Source organism: Streptomyces sp. NPDC030183, from assembly GCF_055573455.1.
Map to the genome: position 1 here is coordinate 117,763 of NZ_JBVIBK010000010.1, position 20,933 is coordinate 138,695.

The following is a 20,933-nucleotide window of genomic DNA, read 5'->3' on the forward strand; positions in this document are numbered from 1 at the left end:
TGTTATTCCCCCTGGCCTTACTCCACTTGAGGGGGTCATGTAAAGATTCGGTCCCCGGGTACGACCAACTCGGGGGCAAGGAGAATGCAGTGAGATCAAGGACGTTGAGCCTCGCAGGCTCGACCGTCGCGGCGGCCGTGCTGGCAACCGCGCTGCTGCCCATGACCGCCGCGCAGGCCGCCGGGTCGACACCCAAGGTGACGAAGGCGACCAAGGACGCGTTCGGCCGGGTCGCGGACAACGTGCTCACCGACCGCACGGCCGTGCTCGTCGGTGGCGGGGCCGCCCGCAAGTCGCTGAAGCCCACCGGCGGCGTCAGGCTGTCCAGCGCCCAGAAGAAGGTCGAGGACGGCAAGCTGAGCGCCCTGCGCGCCACCAAGGCGCGCCTCGCGGCCCTGGGCGAGGAGTACACCTCGGCCGACACGCAGGTCACCGTCGACAGCACCAAGGCCAAGGGCACCAAGGCCACGGTGAAGATCACCGAGCGGACGAGCCTGAAGTACAAGAAGATACGCGGCGACGAGCCCGCCTCCACGGGCTTCGAGGCGCACCACCAGCTCACCTTCACGGCGTCTGGTGGCACGTGGCAACTGACCGCCATGAAGTCTACGGACGGCGGCGCCCAGCGCATCAACGACCCCGTCGCCCCGGCGGCGGACAGCAAGCTGAGCCGTTCGCCGATGGCCGTCTACCAGGCTCCCAGGGCCGCCACCAGCTGGCCCGCTCCTTCCGCGCCGAAGACGATCAACGGCGGGAAGTACAACTACCAGGCGATGGCGGCGTACACCGAGAAGTACTGGAAGAACTACAACCCGGCGTACCGCAAGTACAACTCGATGGGCGGTGACTGCACCAACTACCTCAGCCAGGGCCTCCTGGCCGGCGGCTGGAAGCAGATCTCCACGGTCACGCCGGAGGAGTACGACACCTGGTACTACGCCTCGAACGGCACGGCCGACGCGTGGATCGGCGTCAACGAGTGGTCCTGGTTCACCCAGACCGCCAAGCGCACCACGCCGCTCGCCAACGTCTACCAGCTGGACATCGGTGACGTCCTCCAGGTCGACTTCGACCGGAACGGCGACAAGGACCACTCGATGATGGTGACCTACCGCAGCTCCAGCGGCGTCCCGTACCTGACGTACCACGACGCGGACACCTACCGCCGCTCGGTGGCGAGCATCATCGCCTCGTACCCGAACGCGTACTACTACGCCTACCGCACCTGAGACGGCCGACCCCGTCGGTTCCGCTCAGGAGCCTTTCCGGCGCCCTCTCCGCCTTCGGTGAGGGCGTCGGCCCTTTTCCGCCTGCTCTCCTCGGCCTCGGCCCGCACCCGGTCGTCCCGCTCCGCCTGGGCCGGATGCCGGGCCCGCCAGTACGGGCTGTCGTGCGGCAGCGCGGTGCCGACCCTGCCGTACATGCCGAACGTCATCAGCAGGATGCCGACGACAAAGCTGAACAGGACGTTCTGGATACGGAAGGCCAGGAAGTTGGAGTCGGTGTCCAGCAGGGCCATGTTGCCGAAGCCGCTCAGGATGAACAGGACGCCCAGTGTCATGTTCAGCGTGGAGGCGAAGTTGCCGCCGATGACCATGCCGACGAGCAGCAGCAGCCCCACGGCGATCGACAGGACGCTCAGCGTGCCGTTCGTGTTCAGCCCCGCGACCTCGTCCCCGCGCGTGTCGAACCAGCCGACCTCGCCGATGAGGCCGAGGATCCCGAAGGCGACCAGGAACAGGCCCATCAGACCCGCCCCGAACCGGTAGACCCGGTTCAACCGGTGGTCGACGGGCAGATGCTCGTCGATCTTGATCCGCCGCCGGGGACCCGCGTGCTTGCCCTGGGACCGCGGGGAGTGCGTGGCATGCGTGGCCATATCCGCCTCCTAGGCGTGAGCGGAGGCCCGTACCCCTTCAGCATCCGCCGGGCCGCACCGGCGGGCAAACCGGCCCGGCGAACCGGCCCGGTCAGGCCCCCGCGCCGCGCTCCTTGCGGATCCGGTCGACCACCTGGGACACGTTCTGCCGCACGGACTCCGTCTCGGTCAGGAAGTGCCAGTAGTCGGGGTGCCGGCCCTCCAGCGAGGCGATCGCCCGGTCCAGCCGGGCCACCGAGTCGTCGAGCGGCCGGGCGTGCCGGGGATCGGGCGTGGAGCGGCCCGCCATGGCCAGTCGCTGCGCGTCACGGATCGCGAACCGGGTGCGGTCGATCTCCTGGTGGGGGTCCTTCTGCACGGCGTTCAGCCGCCGCAGCCGGTCGCCCGCCGCGGAGACCGCCTCGTCGGTCCGGTTCAGCAGCGCCCGCACGGTCGACAGCAGCGCCGTCGCGTCCGGCCAGCGCTGCGCGTCGCGCGCGGCCCGTGCCTCGCGCAGCTTCAGCTGGGCCTGCTCGACGTCGGCCGCGGCCTGGTCCGGCACCTGCTGGAGGTCCTGCCAGCAGGCCGCGACGAACCGCCGCCGCAGCTCGCTCAGCACCTGCGGCACCTGGCCCGCCCGCGTGCCCAGCGCCTCCGCGCGGGTCCGCAGCGACACCAGGCGGTGATCGATCTCGGCGGCCTTCTCCGGCAGCCGCTCGGCCTCCGCCCGCACCGCCTCCGCCTCGCGCACGACCCGGTCCGCGCGCTCCAGGGTCTCCGGGACGCCGTGCCGGCCGGCCCCCTGGTTCAGCTTGGTCAGCTCGGGCGCGAGCGCGGCGAGCCGGGCGGCGAGGTCGTCCGCCTTCAGTCCCGACTCCCGTACGGCGTCGAGGGCGTTGGACGCGGCGAGCAGGCCCTGCCGGGCGCGCTCCACGGCCGGGGCGAGCCGGGCCAGCTGCGTCTCGGCCTTGCCGAGCAGCGGGCCGAGCCCCTCGGTGAAACGGTCCAGCTCCTGCTTGACCCGCCCCAGCTCGTCCTTGGCGGCGGTCAGCTCGGTCCGGGCCCGGGCGGCGGCGGACGCCTCCAGGTCGTCCCGGTCCAGATCATGGGCGTCGACGGCGGCGATGTACCGGCCGCTGACCTCGTCGATCCGCCGGCCCAGCGCCTCGAAGGCGGAGACGGCCTGGCGGGCGGCGGGGGAGTCGTCCACCGCCGTGATGGTCTCTATCGAGATCCGCAGGTCGCGCTGCGCGGTGTCCAGTTCGTAGAACGCGGCCGCCGCCGCGTCCTTCGCCGCCTGCGCCTCGGCGCGCTGCCCCTCCGCCCGGCCCCCGAACCACCGCCGGGTGCCGCCCCCGGCGAACGCGGCGGGCAACGCAAGCGCGGCGAACAGGGGGAGACCGAGGAGCAGGAGGGCGTCCCGGGCGGCGGAGTGAGGTCGAGGTGCACGGCTGTGGGGTTGTCGTGCGCTGGGCACAATCGGCGTGTACGGCTCTGCTGGTGTCGCCGTCACATCCCTCTCCCGTGCTGTCATCCGCCCTGACCGGTGCTGACCGGTGCCATTCTCCCACCGGTCAAGGACGAAAACACGGGCCGATCGGTTCAGGGACGAAATCACCGGGCGGGGCGGCGGCCGTGGGACGAGCCGGCGGCCGACCACCGTCGGGGGAGGGGGAGGGGGAGGGGGAGAGGGGAAGGGGGTCGGGCGGTCAGCCGGCGTTGCGTACGGTGACCGAGCCGTCCTCGGTGTGGGCCTTCACCACGTGGGAGCTGCCGGAGTCACGGGGCACGGACACGTTCACGGAACCGTCGTCGCTCCCGGTCGTCACCCGGTACGCGGCCTGGCGGGGCAGCCCGATGGTGATGGAGCCGTCGTCGCTGCGGGAGTCCACCAGGTCGGGCACGGCGCCGAGTTCGAGTTTGACCGAGCCGTCCTGCGTGCTGGCCCGGACGCTGCGCGACTCGACGCCGAGCGCGTGCACGGAGCCGTCGTCGCTGTGCATCTCCAGCGGGCCGCTGGAGTCGCTGACCCGCACCGCGCCGTCACCGGTCGTGATCTTCAACGACTGGGCGAACCCCTTCGCGCGCACACTCCCGTCGCCGTCCTCCACGACGACGGCCACCCCGCGCGGCACCTCGATGCGGTGCCGGGCGGAGCAGTCAGCGACGATGCCGGAGCACTTCAGCCGCAGCTTCAGCCGGTCGTCCTTCATCTCCCACGTCACCCGCGGGTTCCCGCCGACCACGACCCGCCCCTCGAACCACCGGGTCACCTCGACCTCGTCCACGTCCGCCGCGACCAGGTCGAGGGCGGAGTCGTCCGAGTCGACGGTGAGCGTACGGCCCTCCAGGGCGAAGGTCCGGTGCTCCGGCTCCCGGTCGTCCCCGGCGTCCGCCCCGCACGCGGCGACGGACGCCATGAGCGCGACGGCGAGCCCGGCGACGGCCACCGTCCCCGTGCGGGACCTGCGGGACCTGCGTGAACTGCTTGCCGTACGAGCCATGACGATCTCCCCCTGGGGCCGGTCCCTGCCGTGTCCGCCGGCATCCGCCGAGCGTCCCTCGACCGTACGGAGCGGGGCCTCGCGGGGGGATCCGGGCCGCTCCCGCATCGAAGGTGGGGATAACCCCCGGTTACCGGTTTGCGGGGCACGGCCCACGGCACTGTAGGCTGTCGACTCGTACTCGGGTGCGTAGCTCAGGGGTAGAGCGCCTGCCTTACAAGCAGGATGTCGGCGGTTCGAAACCGTCCGCGCCCACCGATCGGCAGACCCGGTCAACACCTGATGACGGCCCCTCGGAGCAATCTCCGAGGGGCCGTTTCCTGGTTCTGTCCGCGTCAGTCCCAGCCGCCGAGGAGACCGGCGTTGGCCTGTGCGTGGCAGATGTTGTAGTCGCCGGACGCGTGAGCCTTCTCGGTGTGTCCGTCGACGGTGACGGAGCAGTTGATGTCTCCGGAGCCCTGGAGCTGGGCCATCACCGTGTAGTAGAGGGCGTCGTCGTCGAGGGGGAGGGTGGCGGTGAACTTGCCGTTCTTCCACGTCCCGGCCCGGCTGTCGCTGTCGGAGCCGTAGGTGATGTCGAGGGGGCCGAGAACGCCGTCGGGGGCGGTGCCCCACACCTTGAAGGTGACGACCTGCTTCTTCGGCTTCTCGGGCTTGTCGGCCTTCTTGGGTTCCTCGGTCTTCTCGGGTTTCCCGGACTTCGTGCTGGGCTCGGGGTCGGCCGCGGGCGCGTCGTCCTTCTTCTTCTCGGCCTCGGTGCCCTTGTCGTCGTCGCTGCTGACCGCCGTGCCCTTGCTGGTGCTGCTGGAGCCGCCTCCGGCCATCGCGCCGATGGCGCCGAGGATGACGAAGAGGACGACGACGCCGAGGCAGCCGAGTCCGACGATCATGCCGACGGGCGTCTTCTTCGGCGGCGGAGGCGGTCCGCCCCATCCGGGCTGCTGCGGGTACTGCGGTTGTGGTGCTCCCCAGCCCGGCTGTTGCGGTCCCCCGGGTCCGGACTGCGGGTACTGCTGACTCATCTCGCCCCCCTGGCGGTGATTTGTGCGTGAGGGGCGAATGTAGTTGATGTATGAACCGTGTGAAGGCTTCGGGATCATTCTGTGACACATGAGCCGACCCGGAACCGCGAAGGCCGGTGGGGCATCAGGTGCTGTCCGAAGCCCGAATGCGGCATCAGGCGCCGTCCTCCGGGGGCTCGTTCGCCGTCTCGCGGGTGTGTTTCAGGCGGCTGCGGGCCGCGACGCGCTCCTCGGGGGCCACCTCCGCCCAGAAGCGGTGGCAGCTGACGAAGACCGCCAGTTCGCGCTCGCGCTCGCGGAGCTTCTCGACCTCGGCCTGTTCGTCGGGTGTCCAGCCGGGGGAGGCGGGGCGCTCGATCCGGCGCCAGCCCTTGTCGTCGCTGAAACCGTCCAGGGGCTCGACGGACCAGGGCAGCCGCTTCAGCAGCGCCAGGAGCTCGGCCCGGACCTGATGCAGCTCCTCCTGGCCGGCGAGGAGGTCACTGGGGAAGTCATAGGTCTTAGCCACGCGGCAATGCTACGCCTGTTCGATTTTGTGATGCGAGTTCCTTCCGGCACTTCCGGGGTGGTGTCAGGTGGTGTCCTTCGAATGGGTTTACCAGGTTCACCCAAGCTCTCCCTTGGGTCTCTTGGTACCTTCCCTGCGTGACTCTTGATGATCTGCGTGTCTTCGTCGCCGTCTGCCGGGCCGGGAGTCTCAGTGCGGTGGCCCGGGAGCTGGGCTGTACGCAGTCGGCGGTCAGTCAGCACGTGCGGCGGCTGGAGCGGGAGGTCGGGGTCGGGCTGGTCGAACGGCAGGCCCGTGGGGTCGTGCCCACCCGGGCCGGGCGGGTGCTCCAGGAGGCCGCGGCCGAGGGGATCAGCGGGCTCGACCTGGCCCTGCGGCGGCTCGCCGAGATGGTGCGGGGCGACGGCGGCGTCGTACGGATCGCCACCGGCGGCACGACCGTGCGGCACTTCATGGCGCAGGGCATCGTCGACTTCCGGCGGTCGTACCCGGACGTGGGCCTGGAGTTCCAGACCGTACGGTCCAGCGCCGGGTGCGTCGACGCGCTGGCCGATCCCGCGCGCGATCTCGACCTCTCCTGGGTGACCCTCGGGCCCGCCGTGCGCGGCATCGAACAGCGGGCCGTCGTCGAACTCCCCTGGGTGCTCGCCGTCCGCGCCGACGACAAGCTCGCCGGGCGGGAGCGGATCGAGGCCGGGGAACTGGACGGGATGCGGCTCATCGGACTGCCGGAGAACTCCACCTCCTACGCCCATCTGGACGCCGCCTACCGGGAGTTGGGGATAAAGACCGGACCCTCCGGAGCCGGGGTCGCCGACTGGGACACCGCGATCCTCCTCGCCGAACTCGGTGTCGGCCACGCCGTCGTCCCCGCCCTGCCCGGCTGGACCGGCCCCGGCCACCCCGGCCTGCGCTTCGTCCCGGTCCCCGGTCTGCCGCCGCTGACCGTCGGCTGGGCGGTACGGCGGTGGGACGCGCTCTCGCCCCCGGCCCGCGCCTTCGCCGACACGGTGGCCCGGGACGCGGTGCGGGTGGGAGGAGCGGTGCGGGCGGCAGCCGAGGGGTGAGGCGCCGGGTGCGGTGGGGCGGGGTCAGTGGCCCGCCGCCCTCAGGGCCGCCACCACCCTCTCCGCCACCGGGACCGGTACCCCGTGGTGCTCGGCGGCGCGGAGCAGTGCGCCGCCGATCGCGTCCAGTTCGAGCGGGCGGCCCGACTCGGCGTCGCGCTGCATGGACGACTTGGTTCCGGGCGGGAAGGCGTCGTAGCGGCGTACCGCCTCGGCCGGGTCCACCGGGGCGCCGACCGCCGCGCTGACCGCGGCCGTCTCCTCGGCCAGGGCCGTCAGCTCCTCGCGGTGGCGGGTGCGGACCTCGCCCAGGGGCAGGCCGTAACGGGTCGTCAGCAGGGCGAACGGGGCCAGGAACGACATCTTCGCCCACAGCACCGCCGTCTCGCCGGGCAGGACACGGGTGGCGACGCCGGACCATTCCAGGGCGCCCGCAAGGGAGTTGAGGCGGTCGCGCGGTGCCGTGTCGCCGGTCAGGTCGACCTCCGCGAAGGGGCTGCCGTGCTCGACGACGCCCGGGGTGACGCGGGTCGACTCGACGCGGATCGTGGCCGGGGCGATGTGGGCGCTGTCGCCGTAGTGCGCGCGCAGGGCCGCCGGGTGTTCGACGCCGTTCAGGAACGGGACGACGAGGGTGTCAGGGGTGAGGGAGCTCGCCGGGAGGCGGTCGAGGGCCGGGCCGAGGGCGGTGTGCTTCACCGTGAGGAGGACCGCGTCGACCGGTTCGCGCAGTTCCGAGGCCGTCTCCACGCGCGCGGTGAAGTCGCCGAAGCGGGGGCTGGTGACGCTGATGCCGTCCTTGTCCAGGGCGCGGGCCGTCTCGTCCCCCGCCAGGCAGATGACGCGGTTGCCCGCGCGGGCGAGGAGCGCGGCGAGCAGGCCGCCCACACCGCCGGGGCCGAGCACCGCCACGGTGAGCCGTTCGTTCGTCGACATGGTCCCCTCGTTTCTGTGTCGCCTTCGTCGGGCGGCCGACCGCCTCCGCGATGATCACAAGGGGCGAGGGTGGGAGTCAATCCTCGGAGGAACTTGCCGATGCCCAAGGATTTGCTTGACCCTGATGGGCTCGGCTCCGATTCCGTCTGATCCTCAGGTGGGAGCGGGGTGCGCGCGGCAGACTGGGCTCATGTGCCGAAGCATCAAGACCCTGCGACCGCCCGCGATGCCCGAGGAGGCCACCGAGGACGACATCCGGGCCGCCGCTCTCCAGTACGTACGCAAGGTGTCCGGGTTCCGCGCGCCCGCCGCCCACAACCGCGAGGTGTTCGACCACGCCGTCGAGACCGTCGCCGCCGCCACGGCCGAGCTCCTGGAAGGGCTGGAGGTGCGGGGCGCGGCGGGCCGACGGGCGGCCGGGTAGGACAGGACACGCCTCCGGCCCTCCCGAGGGGGATCGGCCCGTCAGCCCGTGAGCACGCGGTCCGTCAGCCCGTCGCGCGCGGATGGCGCATGAAGTACGCCGCCGCCGCACCCGCGCCGAAGAGGGCGGCCAGGGAGACCGCTGTCGCGAGCCAGGTGGGGCCCAGCCAGTGGGCGCCGAGGTAGCCGAGCGCGACGCTGTAGGCGGCCCAGGTGAGGCCCGCGAGGGCGGACCAGGGGAGGAAGTCGCGGGCGCGGTGGCGGGCGGCACCCGCGCCGAGGGAGACGACCGAGCGGCCCGCGGGGGCGAAGCGGGCGATGACGACCAGGAGGCCGCCGCCCCGGGCGAGCGCCGCGCCGAGACGTTCCTGCGCGGTGGTCAGGCGCCGGGAGCGGGCGATCGCCCGGTCCAGGCGCGCGCTGCCCGCCCATGCCAGGCGGTACGCCACGAGATCGCCGAGGACGGACGCCGTGGCCGCGGCCAGAAGCAGGACGAGCACATCGGGGACCTCGCGGGGCATCGCGCCCGCCGCCGTCTCCGCCGCGGCCGCCGTGGCCGCCGCGACGACCAGGACACCGCTCGGCAGGACCGGGAGGAACACGTCCAGCACGATGGACGCGGCCACGACGGCGTAGATCCATGGGCCGGCGGTCAGCCAACCCAGACTCTCAAGCACCGAGCACTCTCCTGTTGTCCCCCGACACCACGGTGATCCCGTGATAACCGGACAGCGTACGCCCCGGGTACGACGGACGGCTCACAGGGGCTCATGTGTCCGTCACAGGCTGTTCATTCGGCCGGAAGGGGCCCCCGGAGAAGGGGAGGAGAAGGGGAAGAGAGGGAGAGGCGAGAGCGGGAGAGGTGAGAGAGGGAGAGGCGAGAGCGGGAGAGGTGAGAGAGGGAGAGGCGAGAGCGGGAGAGGTGAGAGAGGGGGACCGGTGGGCGAGGCCCGACCGGTCCCCGTGCGGGCGGCGGATCAGACCGCCACCGGCTCGCGCTTCCTCGCCTCCCTGCTCTGGGCCGTCGAGCGCTTGGCGATGAACCTGTCCAGGCCGAGCGCGCCGGAGCCGGTGAAGATCAGCAGGAACATGGCCCAGCAGTAGAGGGCCGCGCCCTCGCCGCCGTTCTGGACGGGCCACAGGGCCTGCGGCTGGTGGACCTTGAAGTACGCGTAGGCCATGGCGCCCGAGGCGATGAACGCGGCGAAGCGGGTGCCGAGGCCCAGCAGGACCAGGCTGCCGCCGACGAGTTCGATGACGGCCGCGTACCAGCCGGGCCAGGCTCCGGTGGTGGCCGTTCCGCCCTGGCCGTCGACGCCGCCGAGGACGCCGAAGAGGCCCTTGGCGCCGTGGCAGGTGAAGAGCAGTCCGATGACGATGCGGAACAACCCGAGAACGTATGGCTGGGCGCTGTTGAGGCGTCCGGTCATGGGGGGTGACTCCTTCGGTATCACCCGGTCCCTGGAGGACCGGTGGGGACGGGATTACCGGCGGGTCACTCCAGTTACGCACTGCTCAGCGTTTGTTACAAGTTCAACATCTGGCCAGGTCCTTACCTCCGCTTGGTCGGAATTTCCGCCCATCACCGCACGTAGAACCGCTCGTGCCACCGCGTCCGCGTCCGAAAGGGTGACCGAATCCACGCCGGGCCGGGCTCCCGCGGCGGTCACCCAGTGCACCCCCTCCGTCGGCACGCCCAGCGCGAACCGCCGTGCGTGCGGCACGCCATGGCGGTCTATCAGGTGATACGGCCGGGATGTCACGTCCAGGCCGCCCGTCTCGTGCCCGTCCGCCCGGTGCGGGCGGCACCGGCCCTCTCGCAGCAGGCGAGCGAGCAGGTCGTCGGCGGTCCGGCGCAGGTCCGGTTCGGGCAGCCGTGCCTCGACGAGCGTGGTGACCCGGACGTCGGAGCCCGGTACCTCGGGGGAGCGGGCGCGCCAGGCCCCGTTTTCCGGCCGCACCTCCAGACCGGGCCCCAGCACCGTCAGGACGCCCGCCTCGATCAGCGCGGTCATCTCCTGGATCCGGCTGCGGGGCGGGCCGATGGACAGGAAGGCGTTCAGCGGGGTGTACCAGCGGTCCAGGTGGTCCCGGCGGGAGTCGCCGGCCAGCCCGCCGTGGTCCACGATCAGCCGCAGCTCGTTGCGCAGGTCCCGTAGGACGTCCAGGGCGGCCTTCTCCGGGCCCGCCACATTGCCGAGGGCGGCCCGTGCGGCGTCCTCGCGGAGATGGGCCAGCAGCCAGTCCCGCCAGGCCCCCGGATCGGGGAAGACCTGCCCCGCGTACGGCCGTTGGACACGCTCCCAGGACCAGCGGTCCCGCTCGGGTATCCCGAACTCGTCGAGTACGGCGGCCTCCCGGGGGCTGCGGTGCGGGGCGCCCAGGAACCGTTCGCGGAAGACGTCGTGCGCCGGCGCCGTTTCGCCCCTGGCCCGCCGCAGCGCCTCGTAGTACACCGTCTCCACCTCCTTCGCGACCAACGGCCATATCTCCGCGAGAAAGTCGGGCGCCTCCCCGGAGTCCGCGCGCTTGCGGAAGCCCGCGATCACCTCGGGGGTCAGCACCAGCGGCAGGTGGCGGCCGTAGGGGCCCTTGGCGTTGTCGCCGCGCGCCTGGTACGGCACACCGCGCCGCGAACCCGCGTAGAGGCGGGGCTCGCGGCCCGAGGGGACATAGCGCGGCGACCGCGGCCGCCGGGCGCCCGGCTCCCCCTCGGCCCCGTCGTCCTGTTCGCCGGCGAACTCCTCGTCCCGCTCGTCCACGAACCGGCCGCCCCGGCCCGTCGTCAGCAGGGCCATGTGGTCGAAGAAGTTGAGGCCGAGCCCGCGCAGCAGGACCGGTTCGCCGGGGGCGAGACAGGAGAGGTCGAGGTCGGCCGGGTTGGCGGGCGGGAGGTGGCGCAGACCGTGCCGGGCGGCGTACGCCGTCGTACGGCGCTCATCCTCGTCCGGGACCGTGGGCAGATGGCCCTGCGCGAGGACCACGGCGGCGAGGTCCGTCAGGACGCGGCCGTCGGCGAGGGTGAGGCGCTGACCGCCGTCGGGGGCGTCGTCGAGGCGGACCGCGCGGGTGCGGTGCGTCCGTACCAGGACCGAGGGCGGCGCGCCCCGCACGACCTCGGCGAAGACCCACTCAAGGTAGCGGCCGTACTGGGCCCGGGTCGGATAGTCGTCGGGGCCGGGCGCGGGCGGGCCGCCGGGGTCCGAACGGGCGGCGGCCCACTCGTGGAGGCTGGGCCCCGGGCGTATCGGGCCCGAGCAGTCCACGCTCTCGTCGGTGAAGAGGGTCACCTGCGAGGCCACGGTGTTCATCAGCAGCCGCGGGGACTGGTCGGTGCGCCACACCCGGCCGGGTCCCGGCGGGGCCGGGTCGACGACATGGACGGTCAACCGGGTTCCGGGACGCAGGAGTTCGGGGGCGGAGGCGCAGAGCCGTTCCAGGACGCTGGTGCCGCGGGGGCCGGCGCCGACGAGAGCGACGCCGATGTCGCTGGTCCCTGGCAACTCGGACAAGGGCGTAACTCCCGTGCGTGTGGGGCGCATCCTCGGGCGCGCTACGGCGGACCGCCCGAGAGGAAGCGGACGGTCCGCCTCATCATGCCGTCGCACGGCACGCGAACGGGGCGCTGAACCCCTTCAGGAGACCCAGTGTGGGATGCCTCACGCGCATCCCGGACAACAGGGGTAGCAACCATGTCCAATGGCGGTATTAAGGGGTGAGTGCCGAATCCTTCACCGTCTCCAGCCGCGCCTTCCCGCCCCGCCGGGCCGCCCGGGTCTGTTCGAACCGCAGCCGGGCAGAACGGCCGCGCAGGGTCAGGGTCATGAGCTGGTTGCCGAACCAGGGGCCGCCCGTCTTGTGCCAGTCGATGGACGGCCGCTCGCCGCGCCCGTGCTGTCCGAGCCACCGCCCGATCGCCCGCCCCGCGCGGCTCCAGCCGAAGCGGAAACCGAGCTTCATGGAGAGCGGGACGGAGTTGTGGACCGGGGAGCAGGTCAGCTGCAGGACGCGGGCGTCCGGCACGGCCGGGGCGTCGGCGGGCCAGGACGGCTCGGCGATGTAGGCGTGGTGCACGTCCCCGGAGAGCACCAGCACGGTCGCCGGGGCCCCGGCCCCCGAGCCGGCCTCGGCCGTCAACGCGGCCAGCGCCTCGAAGGACTCCGGGAACGCCGCCCAGTGCTCCAGATCCGCCCCCCGCCGCACCTTCTCCCCGAACCGCGCCCAGCGCTCCCCGCGGACGCCCCGGCACAGTGCCGCGTTCCAGGACTCGGCGCCGTGCACGAGGTGGGGCAGCAGCCAGGGCAGCGAGGTGCCGATGAGGAGGTGGTCGCACGAGCCGGGATCGTCCAGCGCCTGCTCCCGCAGCCACGCGGCCTCGCCGGCGTCCAGCATCGACCGGTTCGCCTCGTCGAGGACCCGCGCGGCCCTGCTGTCGAGCATCAGCACGCGGACGCGTCCGAAGTCCCTGCGGTAGCTCCAGCGGACCGAGGCGAGGTCCCGGTCCGCCTCGGTGGCGTGCGCGCGCAGGACCTCCGTACCGTCCGGGACGGCGCGTACGGCGGCGTACACCGGGTCGGTGTCCAGTTCGGCGGGGGAGAGGTTGCCGAGGTGCTGGTGGACCCAGTACGACATCAGCCCGCTCAGGATGCGCTCCTGCCACCAGGGGGTGGCCCGCATGTCGGCGAGCCAGGACGCGCTGGTGTTCCAGTCGTCGATGACGTCGTGGTCGTCGAAGATCATGCAGGTCGGCACGGTGGACAGCAGCCAGCGGATGCCAGGGTCGAGCCAGGACTCGTAATAGAGGTGGGTGTACTCCTCGTAGTCCGCGACCTGGTCGCCCGGCGGTTCCCGCAGGTCGCGGCGGGCCGCGAGATAGGCGCGGGTGGCCTTGGAGGTCTCGTCCGCGTAGACCTGGTCGCCGAGGAGGAGCAGGACGTCGGGGCGCTCGGCGTCCGGATCGGCGGCGATACGGGAGGCCAGCGCGTCGAGGGCGTCCGGGCCCACCGGGTCGGGGTCGCCGTGGGGCGGCGCGGCCCAGCGGCAGGAACCGAAGGCGACGCGGACCGAATCGTCCTCGGCCGGGGTGCGGATCTCGGACGGCGGGAAGCGGGAGTCCGCCGGCGGCCAGACCGGGGTCCCGTCGAGGAGGACCTCGTACGACGAGGACGTGCCCGGGGTCAGGCCCGTCACCGTCACCAGCGCGTAGTGGTGGCCGGCGATCTGGAACGTGCGGCCCTCGCCGCCTCCGCCGCCGGCGCAGCGCACCTCGGCCGTGCAGGGGTGGCTCGTCTCGACCCAGACGGTCGCCGTCGAGCCGTCCGCGTACCGCAGCAATGGGCCAAGGCGCAGTTCCGCCATCGGCGATCACCCGCTCCCTCTCTGGTCGGGGTTCCCCTTCGGGACGTCCTGGTCCCTCGGGTCCCCCTCCTCCGTCGCCCCGTACCGTACGGAACGACGGAGGAGACCGTGGAGGTTCCGGGTGCCCCGGGCGAGCCGGGTGTGTCAGCAGTTCGCGAGATAGCCGGTGAGGGCGCTCTTCTCGGCGGAGTCCACCGAGAGGTCGTAGTAGTACTTCACCTGGACCCAGGCGCGGACGTACGTGCAGCGGTAGGCGGTGCGCGACGGCATCCAGGTGGCGGGGTCCTGGTCGCCCTTGGCCTGGTTCACGTTGTCCGTGACGGCGATGAGCTGCGGACGGGTCAGGTCGTTGGCGAACTGCTGGCGCTGCGAGCTGCTCCAGCTGTCGGCGCCGGAGTCCCATGCCTCGGCCAGCGGGACGAGGTGGTCGATGTCCAGGTCGGAGGCGGCGGTCCAGGTGGCGCCGTCGTAGGGGGAGTACCAGCTGCCGCTGGTGGAGGCGCAGGCGGAGTCGGTGACGACGTTCGACCCGTCGCGCTTGAGGACCGTCTCGCGGGTGTTGCAGGTGCCGCTGACGGTGATCCAGTGGTTGAACAGGTCCCGGCTGTACCCGGTGCGGTCCTCGGGGGCGACGGTGAGGGTGGCGAGGTAGCCGCGGGCGGTGGCGCCGCTGACCGGGGTCGGCAGGGCGGCGGAGGCGGTGGGGGCGTTGAGGAGCGCGGCGGAGGCTATGAGTCCGCTGAGCGCGGTGAGTATGCTGAGCCGTCGACGCGCGTAGAACCTGCGCATGGGAACTCCTTGTGGGGCCGGGGGGGTTGGGGCGCGAGCGATTGAAGGGTCGCCGTGGGGTGTTGCCGGCGGATGAGCGTCGGGTGAGAAGTTAATGACGTGTGCATGACACGACAAGGGTTTGCGCGGGATCGTGACGCGGGGTCTCGCGGGGGCCGGGTGCCTAGTGGCTCGGGCCCCGGCGCCTAGTGGCTCGGGGGTGCGCCTGTTGTCGGCGAGTGCGGGTGCGTCGTGGTTTCTCGCGCAGTTCCCCGCGCCCCTGGAAAAGCGCCTGGGGCCACGCCCCGTGCTTTCAGCTGAAGGCCGGGCCGCAGGGCCAAGCCTTCAGGGGCGCGGGGAACTGCGCGACCAGCCCCACCCGCCCGCACTCGCCGACGACAGCCGCAACCCCCGAGCTGCCAGGCGCTCGCCGGAAATCCCTTCCCGTACCATGGACCCCGCAGAAGGGGAGTAGCTCTTCGCCGGGACCGTCGACATACTGCTCAGCTCGTCTGAGCCGGCGCCCGGAGCGGGCCCATGGACAAGGGGCCCGCCAGCGAGACCTTCGGCAAGCAGTGCACACCCGTGCGACCCCGCACGGGTGAACGTGTGCTGCCGTGCCGAGGTGTCGCGTCAGCGGACGGTCTCTCTCGGTGGGGCAGCCCGACCGATTGAGGACCCTTGATCAGCTTCAGTGTCACGGCGCTCGTCTTCGGCGTCGTCTTCCTCGCCGAGCTCCCCGACAAGACCGCGCTCGCCGGCCTCGTCCTCGGCACCCGCTACCGCGCCTCCTACGTCTTCGCGGGCGTCGCCGCGGCCTTCGCCCTGCACGTCGCGCTGGCGGTCGCCGCGGGCAGCGTCCTGACCCTGCTGCCCCAGCAGATCGTGCACGCGCTGACCGGCGTGCTGTTCCTGGGGGGCGCGGCGGTGCTGCTCATGAAGAAGGACGAGGACGAGGAGGAGATCCGCCGGCCCGAGAACCAGAGCTTCTGGAAGGTCTCCGGGGCGGGCTTCATGCTCATCCTGGTCGCCGAGTTCGGTGATCTCACCCAGATCATGACGGCCAACCTCGCGGCCCGGTACGACGACCCGCTCTCCGTGGGACTCGGGGCGGTCCTCGCCCTGTGGGCCGTCGCGGGACTCGGGATCGTCGGCGGCCGGGCACTGATGAAGAAGGTGCCGCTGAAGCTGATCACGCAGGTCGCGGCCGTGCTGATGACGGGGCTCGGTGTGTGGAGTCTGTGGGAAGCCGTGACGGGATGAAAGAGGGGGTGGCGGGAGCCCCTTTTGTTTTGTACCGTGGAGGAACAAAGTGGCTCCCGCCCGCATTCCCTGACCGGTGGGCGGGGCCGCCTTGTCCTCGCGGGGCCGATCCCCGGTCTCCGGACCGTCCGGCCCCTTTCCCGTGTTCCCGTGTCTGGAGCCTGCCGATGACGGCCACCACCGTGCTGACCGCCCGCGCCTTCCTGCTCGACATGGACGGCACCCTCGTCAACTCCGACGCCGCGGTCGAGCGGGTCTGGCGGCGCTGGGCCGAGCGGAACGGGCTCGACGGTGCCGAGATCATGCGGGTGGTCCACGGGCGCCAGGGCTACGCCACGATGGCCGTGCTGCTGCCGGACCGGCCCATGGAGCAGAACCACGCGGACAACGCGCGGATGCTGGAGGAGGAGACGGCGGACGTGGACGGGGTCGTCGCCGTCCCGGGCGCGCCGGAGTTCCTCGCGTCCCTCGTCGCCGGCGGTGTGCCCCACGCGCTGGTGACCTCCGCGAACGTTCCCCTCTCGACCGCGCGCATGGCCGCCGCCGGGCTGGCCCTGCCCGAGGTCCGGGTCACCGCCGAGTCCGTCGGCGCGAGCAAGCCCGACCCCGAGGGGTTCCTGAAGGGGGCCGCCGAGCTGGGCGTCGCCCCCGAGGACTGCGTGGTCTTCGAGGACTCCGGGGCGGGTGTCGAGGCGGGGCGCGCCGCCGGTATGCGCGTCGTGGGGATCGGGCCGCGCGCGGCCGCCCACGGGCCGGACGTGGTGGTGCCCGACCTGCGGGCGGTGCGCGTCGAGACGGCCGAGGACGGGCTGGTCCGGCTGCACATCGGGTAGCGCCGCACCGCCGCGCCCCTGGCGGGGCGCGGTGCGACGGGCGTCAGGCCCCGGCGCTCTTCGGGCCCGTCTGCTGGACGACCTCGAAGGACCAGACGGTGGAGGCGGACGCGGCCGGCTTGGGACGGTCGGCCGAGGGCTGGTCGCCACCGCCCTGAGCGCCTCCCTGGCCGCCGCCCTGACCGCCGCCCTGGTGGGCCTGCTTCATGGGGCCCTCCATCCACGCCTCGAAGGCGGCCTCGTCGCGCCACCGGGTGTAGACGAGGTAGTTGTCGGTGCCGTCGACGGGACGCAGCAGCTCGAACCACTCGAACCCGTCGGAGCTCTCCACCACCCCGGCGCGGGAGGCGAACCGCTTCTCCAGCACCTCGCGCTGCTCGGCGGGGACCGTGAGGACGTTGATCTTGACGATGCTCATGGAGCCATCCTGCATCACCGGGCGGGGACGGGTACGTGGGCCCGGTCAGGGTTCCTGGGTTTCCGCTTCCAGGCGGGCTCGGGTCGCGAGGCCGTAGACGCCGGGCTCGTCGTCCTTCGAGACGCTCCGGCTGGTCTGGTAGTCGACGACGGCCTGTTCGACCTGGCGGTCGAAGCTCTGGTCGATGTCACCGTCGTAGAAGCCCAACTGGCGCAGCCGGAGCTGGAGTTCGGTGACCTCGGGGTCGTCGTCGCCCAGGCGGAGGGTCTTCGGTGTCCCGAGCCGGCTGTCCGCCTTGTTCGCGTCGTCCGCCGTCGACCTCTCGGAGGCCCGGGCGCTGGGCGACGCCTCGTCCGCGCTGGGCGACGGGGACGCGGACGGCGACGCGGACGTCCGCGAGGCGGACGGGGACGGGCTCGTGGACGGCTTGGGCCGCGCGGCGCCGCCGGGCGGTGCCGGCGCGGGCGCCCCGCCCCCTGCGGTCTCCTCCGGGGTCTCCAACGGCGATCCGTCCCCGTCCGCGGAGGTGTCCGGCGCGCTCGCCCGTACGTCGTCGGGGAGCGCCCCGTTCCGTTCGGGCGCCTCGTAGGAGAACAGGCCGCTCATCAAGCCGGCCGTCGCCATCACACAGGCCGCCGCCGTGCCCCCGAGGGCGACGACCAGGCCCGTACGGCGGCGACGGCGTGCGGAGCGGGGGCGTGCGGGCGTCGACGAGCGGGCGTGCGGGGGCGGGGAGGAGGCCGGGGGCGGCGGCGGGACGGTGAGCGGCCGGGTGCGGTCGTCCGGCGAGGGGGAGCTGTCCGGGTGCGGGGCCCTGTACGCCGCCAGCCGCATCGTCACCGGCCCGGCGGGCCCGGGGTGGTTCTGGCCGCGTCCGTGCCCCCGGTCCGCGGGGGAGCCGGTGGGGTCGCGGTGCTCGTGCTCCGCCCCGGCGTCGCCCAGCTCCACGTACGGCCGGATGCGCAGCGGATCGAAGTCCTCGGCTGCGGCCGCCTCCGCCGTACGGGCTTCCAGGAGCGCTTCGGAGGCGCGGCGGCCACATGCGCAGGACGTGGTCCCGTCCGCGGCCCGGGGAGCGAAGCACTCCGGGCATATGTGGCTGTTCGGTTCACTCACGTGTGGTCCCTCCCCGTGAAGACTCCCGAGTTTATGCAAACCGTCGTCACACAACCTCCCGATCGTCACAGGAGTGACGGGCGCCGCAGCGGCTCGACAGGCCATAACCGGTCACACCGCCCACGATGGAATGAACCCCGGGGGAACGAGGAAACCGGGGACGCCGTACGAGACCCTCCAAGGCCCTCGGGAGGTCCCATGACCGACGACACCGCCGGGGCTCCGGCCGCGCGGCCCCCGGGCGCGCAGCCGCCGTCCCCGGCCGCGCCCCGCCGTCCGGCGGCGGCCCCGGCCGAGCAGGTGTCCGGCGGGGTCATGGTGTCCATCGGGGCGCTGCTGCTCGGGATGCTGCTGGCCGCGCTGGACCAGACGATCGTGTCGACGGCGCTGCCGACGATCGTGAGCGATCTCGGCGGGCTGGACCATCTGTCGTGGGTCGTGACCGCCTACATGCTGGCCGCGACGGCGGCGACACCGCTGTGGGGCAAGCTCGGGGACCAGTACGGCCGCAAGCGGCTGTTCCAGACGGCGATCGGCATCTTCCTCGTGGGGTCGGCGCTGTGCGGAATGGCGCAGGACATGCCCCAGTTGATCGGGTTCCGGGCCTTGCAGGGCCTGGGCGGCGGCGGGTTGATGGTCCTGTCGATGGCGATCGTCGGCGATCTCGTCCCGCCGCGTGAACGGGGCCGCTACCAGGGGCTGTTCGGGGCCGTGTTCGGTGCCACCAGTGTGCTCGGGCCGCTGCTCGGCGGGCTGTTCACCCAGCATCTGAGCTGGCGCTGGGTGTTCTACGTCAACCTGCCGGTCGGGGCGGTCGCCCTGATCGTCATCGCCGCCGTGCTGCGCGTCCCGCGCAAGGCCGAGCGGCACGTCATCGACTACCTCGGCACCTTCCTCATCGCCTCCGTCGCCACCTGCCTGGTCCTCGTCGCCTCGCTCGGCGGTACGACCTGGGCCTGGGGCTCGCCGCGGATCATCGGTCTCGCGGTGCTGGGCGTGGCCCTCGCCGTCGTCTTCGTGGCGGTGGAACGGCGGGCCGCCGAACCCGTCCTGCCCCTGAAGCTCTTCCGCGTCCGCACCTTCACCCTGTCCGCCGTGATCAGCTTCGTCATCGGCTTCGCGATGTTCGGGGCGATGACCTTCCTTCCGACGTTCCTGCAGGTCGTGCGCGGTGTGTCGCCGACGATGTCGGGTGTCCACATGCTGCCGATGGTGTTCGGTCTGCTGCTGGCGTCGACGGTGTCCGGGCAGATCGTCAGCCGTACCGGCCGGTGGAAGGTGTTCCCCGTGGCCGGCACCGCCGTGACCACCCTGGGGCTGCTGCTCCTGCGCCAGCTGGACGCGCGCAGCGGTGACGGTGAGGTGAGCGCGTACCTGTTCGTCTTCGGGCTCGGGCTGGGCCTGGTGATGCAGGTGCTCGTGCTGATCGTGCAGAACGCCGTCCCGTACGAGGACCTGGGCGTCGCCACGTCCGGCGCGACCTTCTTCCGGTCCATCGGGGCCGCGTTCGGTGTGGCCGTCTTCGGCACCGTCTTCGCCGGGCGGCTCGGGGACAAGCTGTCGAGCGCGCTGGACGGGGCCCGGCTGCCGCCCGGCGTCAGCGTGGACGGGCTGGAGGCGGACCCGCGCGAGATCGCCGGGCTGCCGTCCTCGCTGCGTCCCGCCGCGCTCGACGCGTACGCCGCCGCCATCACCGACGTCTTCGCCTACGCGGCGCCGGTCGCCCTCCTCGGCTTCGTCCTCGCCTGGTTCCTGCGCGAGGACCGGCTGCGCGCGTCGGTGACGGCCCCCGACGGCACGGAGACCTTCGCCAGCAACCCCGTGGAGCGGTCGTCGTACGACGAGGTGTGCCGGGCGCTGTCGCTGCTCGGGTCGCGGGAGGGGCGGCGGGAGATCTACCGGAAGATCACCGCGCGGGCCGGTTACGACCTGCTGCCCGCCGCGAGCTGGCTGCTGCTGCGGATCCGCAGGTACGGCTGGGTCGAGCCCGCCGTGCTCGCCGAGCGCAGTGCCCTGCCGCTGGACGTGATCATGGCCGCGTCGCGGCAGGTGGAGGAGCGGCACCTCGCGCGCCGTGAGGGGCTCGACCTCGTGCTGACCGACAGCGGGCGCGAGGCCGCCGAACGGCTCGCCAAGGCCCGTGAGGAGTCCCTGGCGGAGCTGCTGGGCGACTGGTGGGGGCCCGACCGGCCGACCGACCTGGTCCGCCTGGTCGAGGAGCTCACCGCGGAGATGTGCGGCTCGGACTCCGAGCGGCCGCACGACGAGCGGCCGGTCACCCGGCCGTCGGAACCTCCCGCCGCCGGAGTGCCTTCGTGAACCAGTGGTCCGCATACGGGTCGTCGTTGTGGGGCTCGCTCTCCTCGTAGCCGAGCCGCGCGTACAGCGCACGGGCCTCGACGAGGTCGGCACGGGTGTCGAGGACGATCCGCTCGGCGCCGAGCCGCCGGGCCGCGTCCTCGGCGGCCGCCACGAGCAGGGCGGCGCCGCCCTTGCCGCGGCTCTCCTCGCGGAGGAAGACCCGCTTCAGCTCGGCCGTGGCCGGGTCCCTCAGCCGTACGCCCGCCATACCGGCCGGCTCGCCGCCGTACCGCGCCACCAGCAGCACCCCGTCCGGCGGCGCCAGGTAGTCCCCGGTGTCCGCCGCGATCTCCCGCTCCAACTCCTCGGGTTCGGTGACCCGGCCCTCGTGCAGCAGGTACCAGCGGTCGCTGACCTCCGTGTAGTACGCCCGCCAGAGCGCACCGGCGACAGCGGAGTCGAACGGTTCGGGAGCGATGGACCAGGCGGCCGGCGTGAAGTGCATGCCGTGAATTCTCGGCGACGGGGGGAACCACGCGCGAGCGGGTTTCCGGGGGT

At 72.5% G+C, this 20,933-nt stretch carries 20 protein-coding genes and 1 tRNA gene; 7 read left to right on the forward strand and 14 right to left on the reverse strand.

Translation table 11 applies throughout. The annotated features are described in order from the left end of the window. Positions 1-89: 89 nt before the first annotated feature. Positions 90-1,229: an amidase domain-containing protein gene (locus ACZ4Z2_RS14285; RefSeq protein ID WP_468075679.1), complete on the forward strand. Its 1,140-nt coding sequence runs from the start codon at positions 90-92 to the stop codon at positions 1,227-1,229. On the opposite strand, the gene ACZ4Z2_RS14290 is transcribed toward ACZ4Z2_RS14285, so the two are convergent. From ACZ4Z2_RS14290 to ACZ4Z2_RS14300, 3 genes are all read right to left on the reverse strand, one after another. Then, entirely contained in the window at positions 1,217-1,879 is a 663-nt protein-coding gene (locus ACZ4Z2_RS14290; RefSeq protein ID WP_468075680.1) for a DUF4383 domain-containing protein, read from the reverse strand. The genes ACZ4Z2_RS14285 and ACZ4Z2_RS14290 overlap by 13 nt on opposite strands. 91 nt (positions 1,880-1,970) lie before the next feature. Continuing rightward, complete coding sequence (locus ACZ4Z2_RS14295) at positions 1,971-3,371, reverse strand: hypothetical protein (RefSeq protein ID WP_468075682.1); 1,401 nt, start codon at positions 3,369-3,371, stop codon at positions 1,971-1,973. A 196-nt stretch (positions 3,372-3,567) separates the two neighbouring features. Further along, on the reverse strand, positions 3,568-4,362 hold the full coding sequence (locus ACZ4Z2_RS14300; protein ID WP_468075684.1) for a DUF4097 family beta strand repeat-containing protein: 795 nt from the start codon (positions 4,360-4,362) through the stop codon (positions 3,568-3,570). A 183-nt stretch (positions 4,363-4,545) separates the two neighbouring features. On the opposite strand from ACZ4Z2_RS14300, the gene ACZ4Z2_RS14305 reads away from it, so the two are divergent. Next, positions 4,546-4,617, forward strand: a tRNA-Val gene (locus ACZ4Z2_RS14305). Between the two features lie 80 nt (positions 4,618-4,697). Here the strand turns inward: ACZ4Z2_RS14305 and ACZ4Z2_RS14310 are convergent. Continuing rightward, positions 4,698-5,384, reverse strand: coding sequence for a hypothetical protein (locus tag ACZ4Z2_RS14310; protein ID WP_468075685.1), 687 nt, complete (start codon positions 5,382-5,384; stop codon positions 4,698-4,700). A gap of 154 nt (positions 5,385-5,538) precedes the next feature. Continuing rightward, positions 5,539-5,892 carry a hypothetical protein gene (locus tag ACZ4Z2_RS14315; protein WP_468075687.1) on the reverse strand — a complete coding sequence of 118 codons (354 nt, stop codon included), beginning with the start codon at positions 5,890-5,892 and terminating at the stop codon, positions 5,539-5,541. Between the two features lie 137 nt (positions 5,893-6,029). Here ACZ4Z2_RS14315 and ACZ4Z2_RS14320 point away from each other — a divergent pair, with 137 nt between their 5' ends. Further along, complete coding sequence (locus tag ACZ4Z2_RS14320) at positions 6,030-6,959, forward strand: LysR family transcriptional regulator (RefSeq protein ID WP_468075688.1); 930 nt, start codon at positions 6,030-6,032, stop codon at positions 6,957-6,959. A 24-nt stretch (positions 6,960-6,983) separates the two neighbouring features. Here the strand turns inward: ACZ4Z2_RS14320 and ACZ4Z2_RS14325 are convergent, their stop codons facing one another. Continuing rightward, positions 6,984-7,895 carry a ketopantoate reductase family protein gene (locus ACZ4Z2_RS14325; protein WP_468075690.1) on the reverse strand — a complete coding sequence of 304 codons (912 nt, stop codon included), beginning with the start codon at positions 7,893-7,895 and terminating at the stop codon, positions 6,984-6,986. 190 nt (positions 7,896-8,085) lie between these two features. Here ACZ4Z2_RS14325 and ACZ4Z2_RS14330 point away from each other — a divergent pair, with 190 nt between their 5' ends. Continuing rightward, positions 8,086-8,319 (forward strand): DUF2277 domain-containing protein, encoded by a 234-nt coding sequence (locus ACZ4Z2_RS14330; protein ID WP_468075692.1) that lies wholly within the window; start codon positions 8,086-8,088, stop codon positions 8,317-8,319. A gap of 64 nt (positions 8,320-8,383) precedes the next feature. On the opposite strand, the gene ACZ4Z2_RS14335 is transcribed toward ACZ4Z2_RS14330, so the two are convergent. From ACZ4Z2_RS14335 to ACZ4Z2_RS14355, 5 genes are all read right to left on the reverse strand, one after another. Continuing rightward, positions 8,384-8,995 (reverse strand): DedA family protein, encoded by a 612-nt coding sequence (locus ACZ4Z2_RS14335; protein WP_468075693.1) that lies wholly within the window; start codon positions 8,993-8,995, stop codon positions 8,384-8,386. 300 nt (positions 8,996-9,295) lie between these two features. Further along, the gene (locus ACZ4Z2_RS14340; protein ID WP_468075695.1) at positions 9,296-9,748 is read right to left on the reverse strand and encodes a DoxX family protein; all 453 of its coding nucleotides are present in this window, start codon (positions 9,746-9,748) and stop codon (positions 9,296-9,298) included. 54 nt (positions 9,749-9,802) lie between these two features. Beyond that, a complete protein-coding gene (locus ACZ4Z2_RS14345; RefSeq protein WP_468075697.1) occupies positions 9,803-11,860 on the reverse strand; it encodes an FAD/NAD(P)-binding protein in 2,058 nt (685 codons plus the stop codon). A 166-nt stretch (positions 11,861-12,026) separates the two neighbouring features. Then, complete coding sequence (locus ACZ4Z2_RS14350) at positions 12,027-13,676, reverse strand: alkaline phosphatase D family protein (protein ID WP_468075699.1); 1,650 nt, start codon at positions 13,674-13,676, stop codon at positions 12,027-12,029. 144 nt (positions 13,677-13,820) lie between these two features. Then, positions 13,821-14,465: an HNH endonuclease family protein gene (locus ACZ4Z2_RS14355; RefSeq protein WP_468075701.1), complete on the reverse strand. Its 645-nt coding sequence runs from the start codon at positions 14,463-14,465 to the stop codon at positions 13,821-13,823. Between the two features lie 660 nt (positions 14,466-15,125). Between ACZ4Z2_RS14355 and ACZ4Z2_RS14360 the strand changes: the two genes are divergently transcribed. Both ACZ4Z2_RS14360 and ACZ4Z2_RS14365 read left to right on the forward strand, forming a co-directional pair. Next, the gene (locus tag ACZ4Z2_RS14360; protein WP_468075702.1) at positions 15,126-15,707 is read left to right on the forward strand and encodes a TMEM165/GDT1 family protein; all 582 of its coding nucleotides are present in this window, start codon (positions 15,126-15,128) and stop codon (positions 15,705-15,707) included. Between the two features lie 167 nt (positions 15,708-15,874). Further along, on the forward strand, positions 15,875-16,540 hold the full coding sequence (locus ACZ4Z2_RS14365; RefSeq protein WP_468075704.1) for an HAD family hydrolase: 666 nt from the start codon (positions 15,875-15,877) through the stop codon (positions 16,538-16,540). Positions 16,541-16,583: 43 nt separating this feature from the next. Here the strand turns inward: ACZ4Z2_RS14365 and ACZ4Z2_RS14370 are convergent, their stop codons facing one another. Further along, positions 16,584-16,958, reverse strand: coding sequence for an antibiotic biosynthesis monooxygenase family protein (locus ACZ4Z2_RS14370; protein ID WP_468075706.1), 375 nt, complete (start codon positions 16,956-16,958; stop codon positions 16,584-16,586). Between the two features lie 45 nt (positions 16,959-17,003). Beyond that, positions 17,004-18,074: a peptidoglycan-binding domain-containing protein gene (locus ACZ4Z2_RS14375; RefSeq protein WP_468075708.1), complete on the reverse strand. Its 1,071-nt coding sequence runs from the start codon at positions 18,072-18,074 to the stop codon at positions 17,004-17,006. A gap of 198 nt (positions 18,075-18,272) precedes the next feature. Here ACZ4Z2_RS14375 and ACZ4Z2_RS14380 point away from each other — a divergent pair, with 198 nt between their 5' ends. Further along, complete coding sequence (locus tag ACZ4Z2_RS14380; protein ID WP_468075710.1) at positions 18,273-20,393, forward strand: MDR family MFS transporter; 2,121 nt, start codon at positions 18,273-18,275, stop codon at positions 20,391-20,393. Here ACZ4Z2_RS14380 and ACZ4Z2_RS14385 read toward each other — a convergent pair. Then, entirely contained in the window at positions 20,350-20,880 is a 531-nt protein-coding gene (locus ACZ4Z2_RS14385) for a GNAT family N-acetyltransferase (protein WP_468075712.1), read from the reverse strand. The genes ACZ4Z2_RS14380 and ACZ4Z2_RS14385 overlap by 44 nt on opposite strands. Positions 20,881-20,933 lie beyond the last annotated feature (53 nt).

What these genes read in the sequence shown, in the direction of transcription:
- ACZ4Z2_RS14300 (WP_468075684.1), bottom strand. Translation starts at nt 4,362, where the DNA reads ATGGCTCGTACGGCAAGCAGTTCACGCAGGTCCCGCAGGTCCCGCACG.
- ACZ4Z2_RS14310 (WP_468075685.1), bottom strand. Translation starts at nt 5,384, where the DNA reads ATGAGTCAGCAGTACCCGCAGTCCGGACCCGGGGGACCGCAACAGCCG.
- ACZ4Z2_RS14370 (WP_468075706.1), bottom strand. Translation starts at nt 16,958, where the DNA reads ATGAGCATCGTCAAGATCAACGTCCTCACGGTCCCCGCCGAGCAGCGC.
- ACZ4Z2_RS14350 (WP_468075699.1), bottom strand. Translation starts at nt 13,676, where the DNA reads ATGGCGGAACTGCGCCTTGGCCCATTGCTGCGGTACGCGGACGGCTCG.
- ACZ4Z2_RS14355 (WP_468075701.1), bottom strand. Translation starts at nt 14,465, where the DNA reads ATGCGCAGGTTCTACGCGCGTCGACGGCTCAGCATACTCACCGCGCTC.
- ACZ4Z2_RS14365 (WP_468075704.1), top strand. Translation starts at nt 15,875, where the DNA reads ATGACGGCCACCACCGTGCTGACCGCCCGCGCCTTCCTGCTCGACATG.
- ACZ4Z2_RS14380 (WP_468075710.1), top strand. Translation starts at nt 18,273, where the DNA reads ATGACCGACGACACCGCCGGGGCTCCGGCCGCGCGGCCCCCGGGCGCG.
- ACZ4Z2_RS14290 (WP_468075680.1), bottom strand. Translation starts at nt 1,879, where the DNA reads ATGGCCACGCATGCCACGCACTCCCCGCGGTCCCAGGGCAAGCACGCG.
- ACZ4Z2_RS14325 (WP_468075690.1), bottom strand. Translation starts at nt 7,895, where the DNA reads ATGTCGACGAACGAACGGCTCACCGTGGCGGTGCTCGGCCCCGGCGGT.
- ACZ4Z2_RS14345 (WP_468075697.1), bottom strand. Translation starts at nt 11,860, where the DNA reads ATGCGCCCCACACGCACGGGAGTTACGCCCTTGTCCGAGTTGCCAGGG.
- ACZ4Z2_RS14330 (WP_468075692.1), top strand. Translation starts at nt 8,086, where the DNA reads ATGTGCCGAAGCATCAAGACCCTGCGACCGCCCGCGATGCCCGAGGAG.
- ACZ4Z2_RS14340 (WP_468075695.1), bottom strand. Translation starts at nt 9,748, where the DNA reads ATGACCGGACGCCTCAACAGCGCCCAGCCATACGTTCTCGGGTTGTTC.
- ACZ4Z2_RS14385 (WP_468075712.1), bottom strand. Translation starts at nt 20,880, where the DNA reads ATGCACTTCACGCCGGCCGCCTGGTCCATCGCTCCCGAACCGTTCGAC.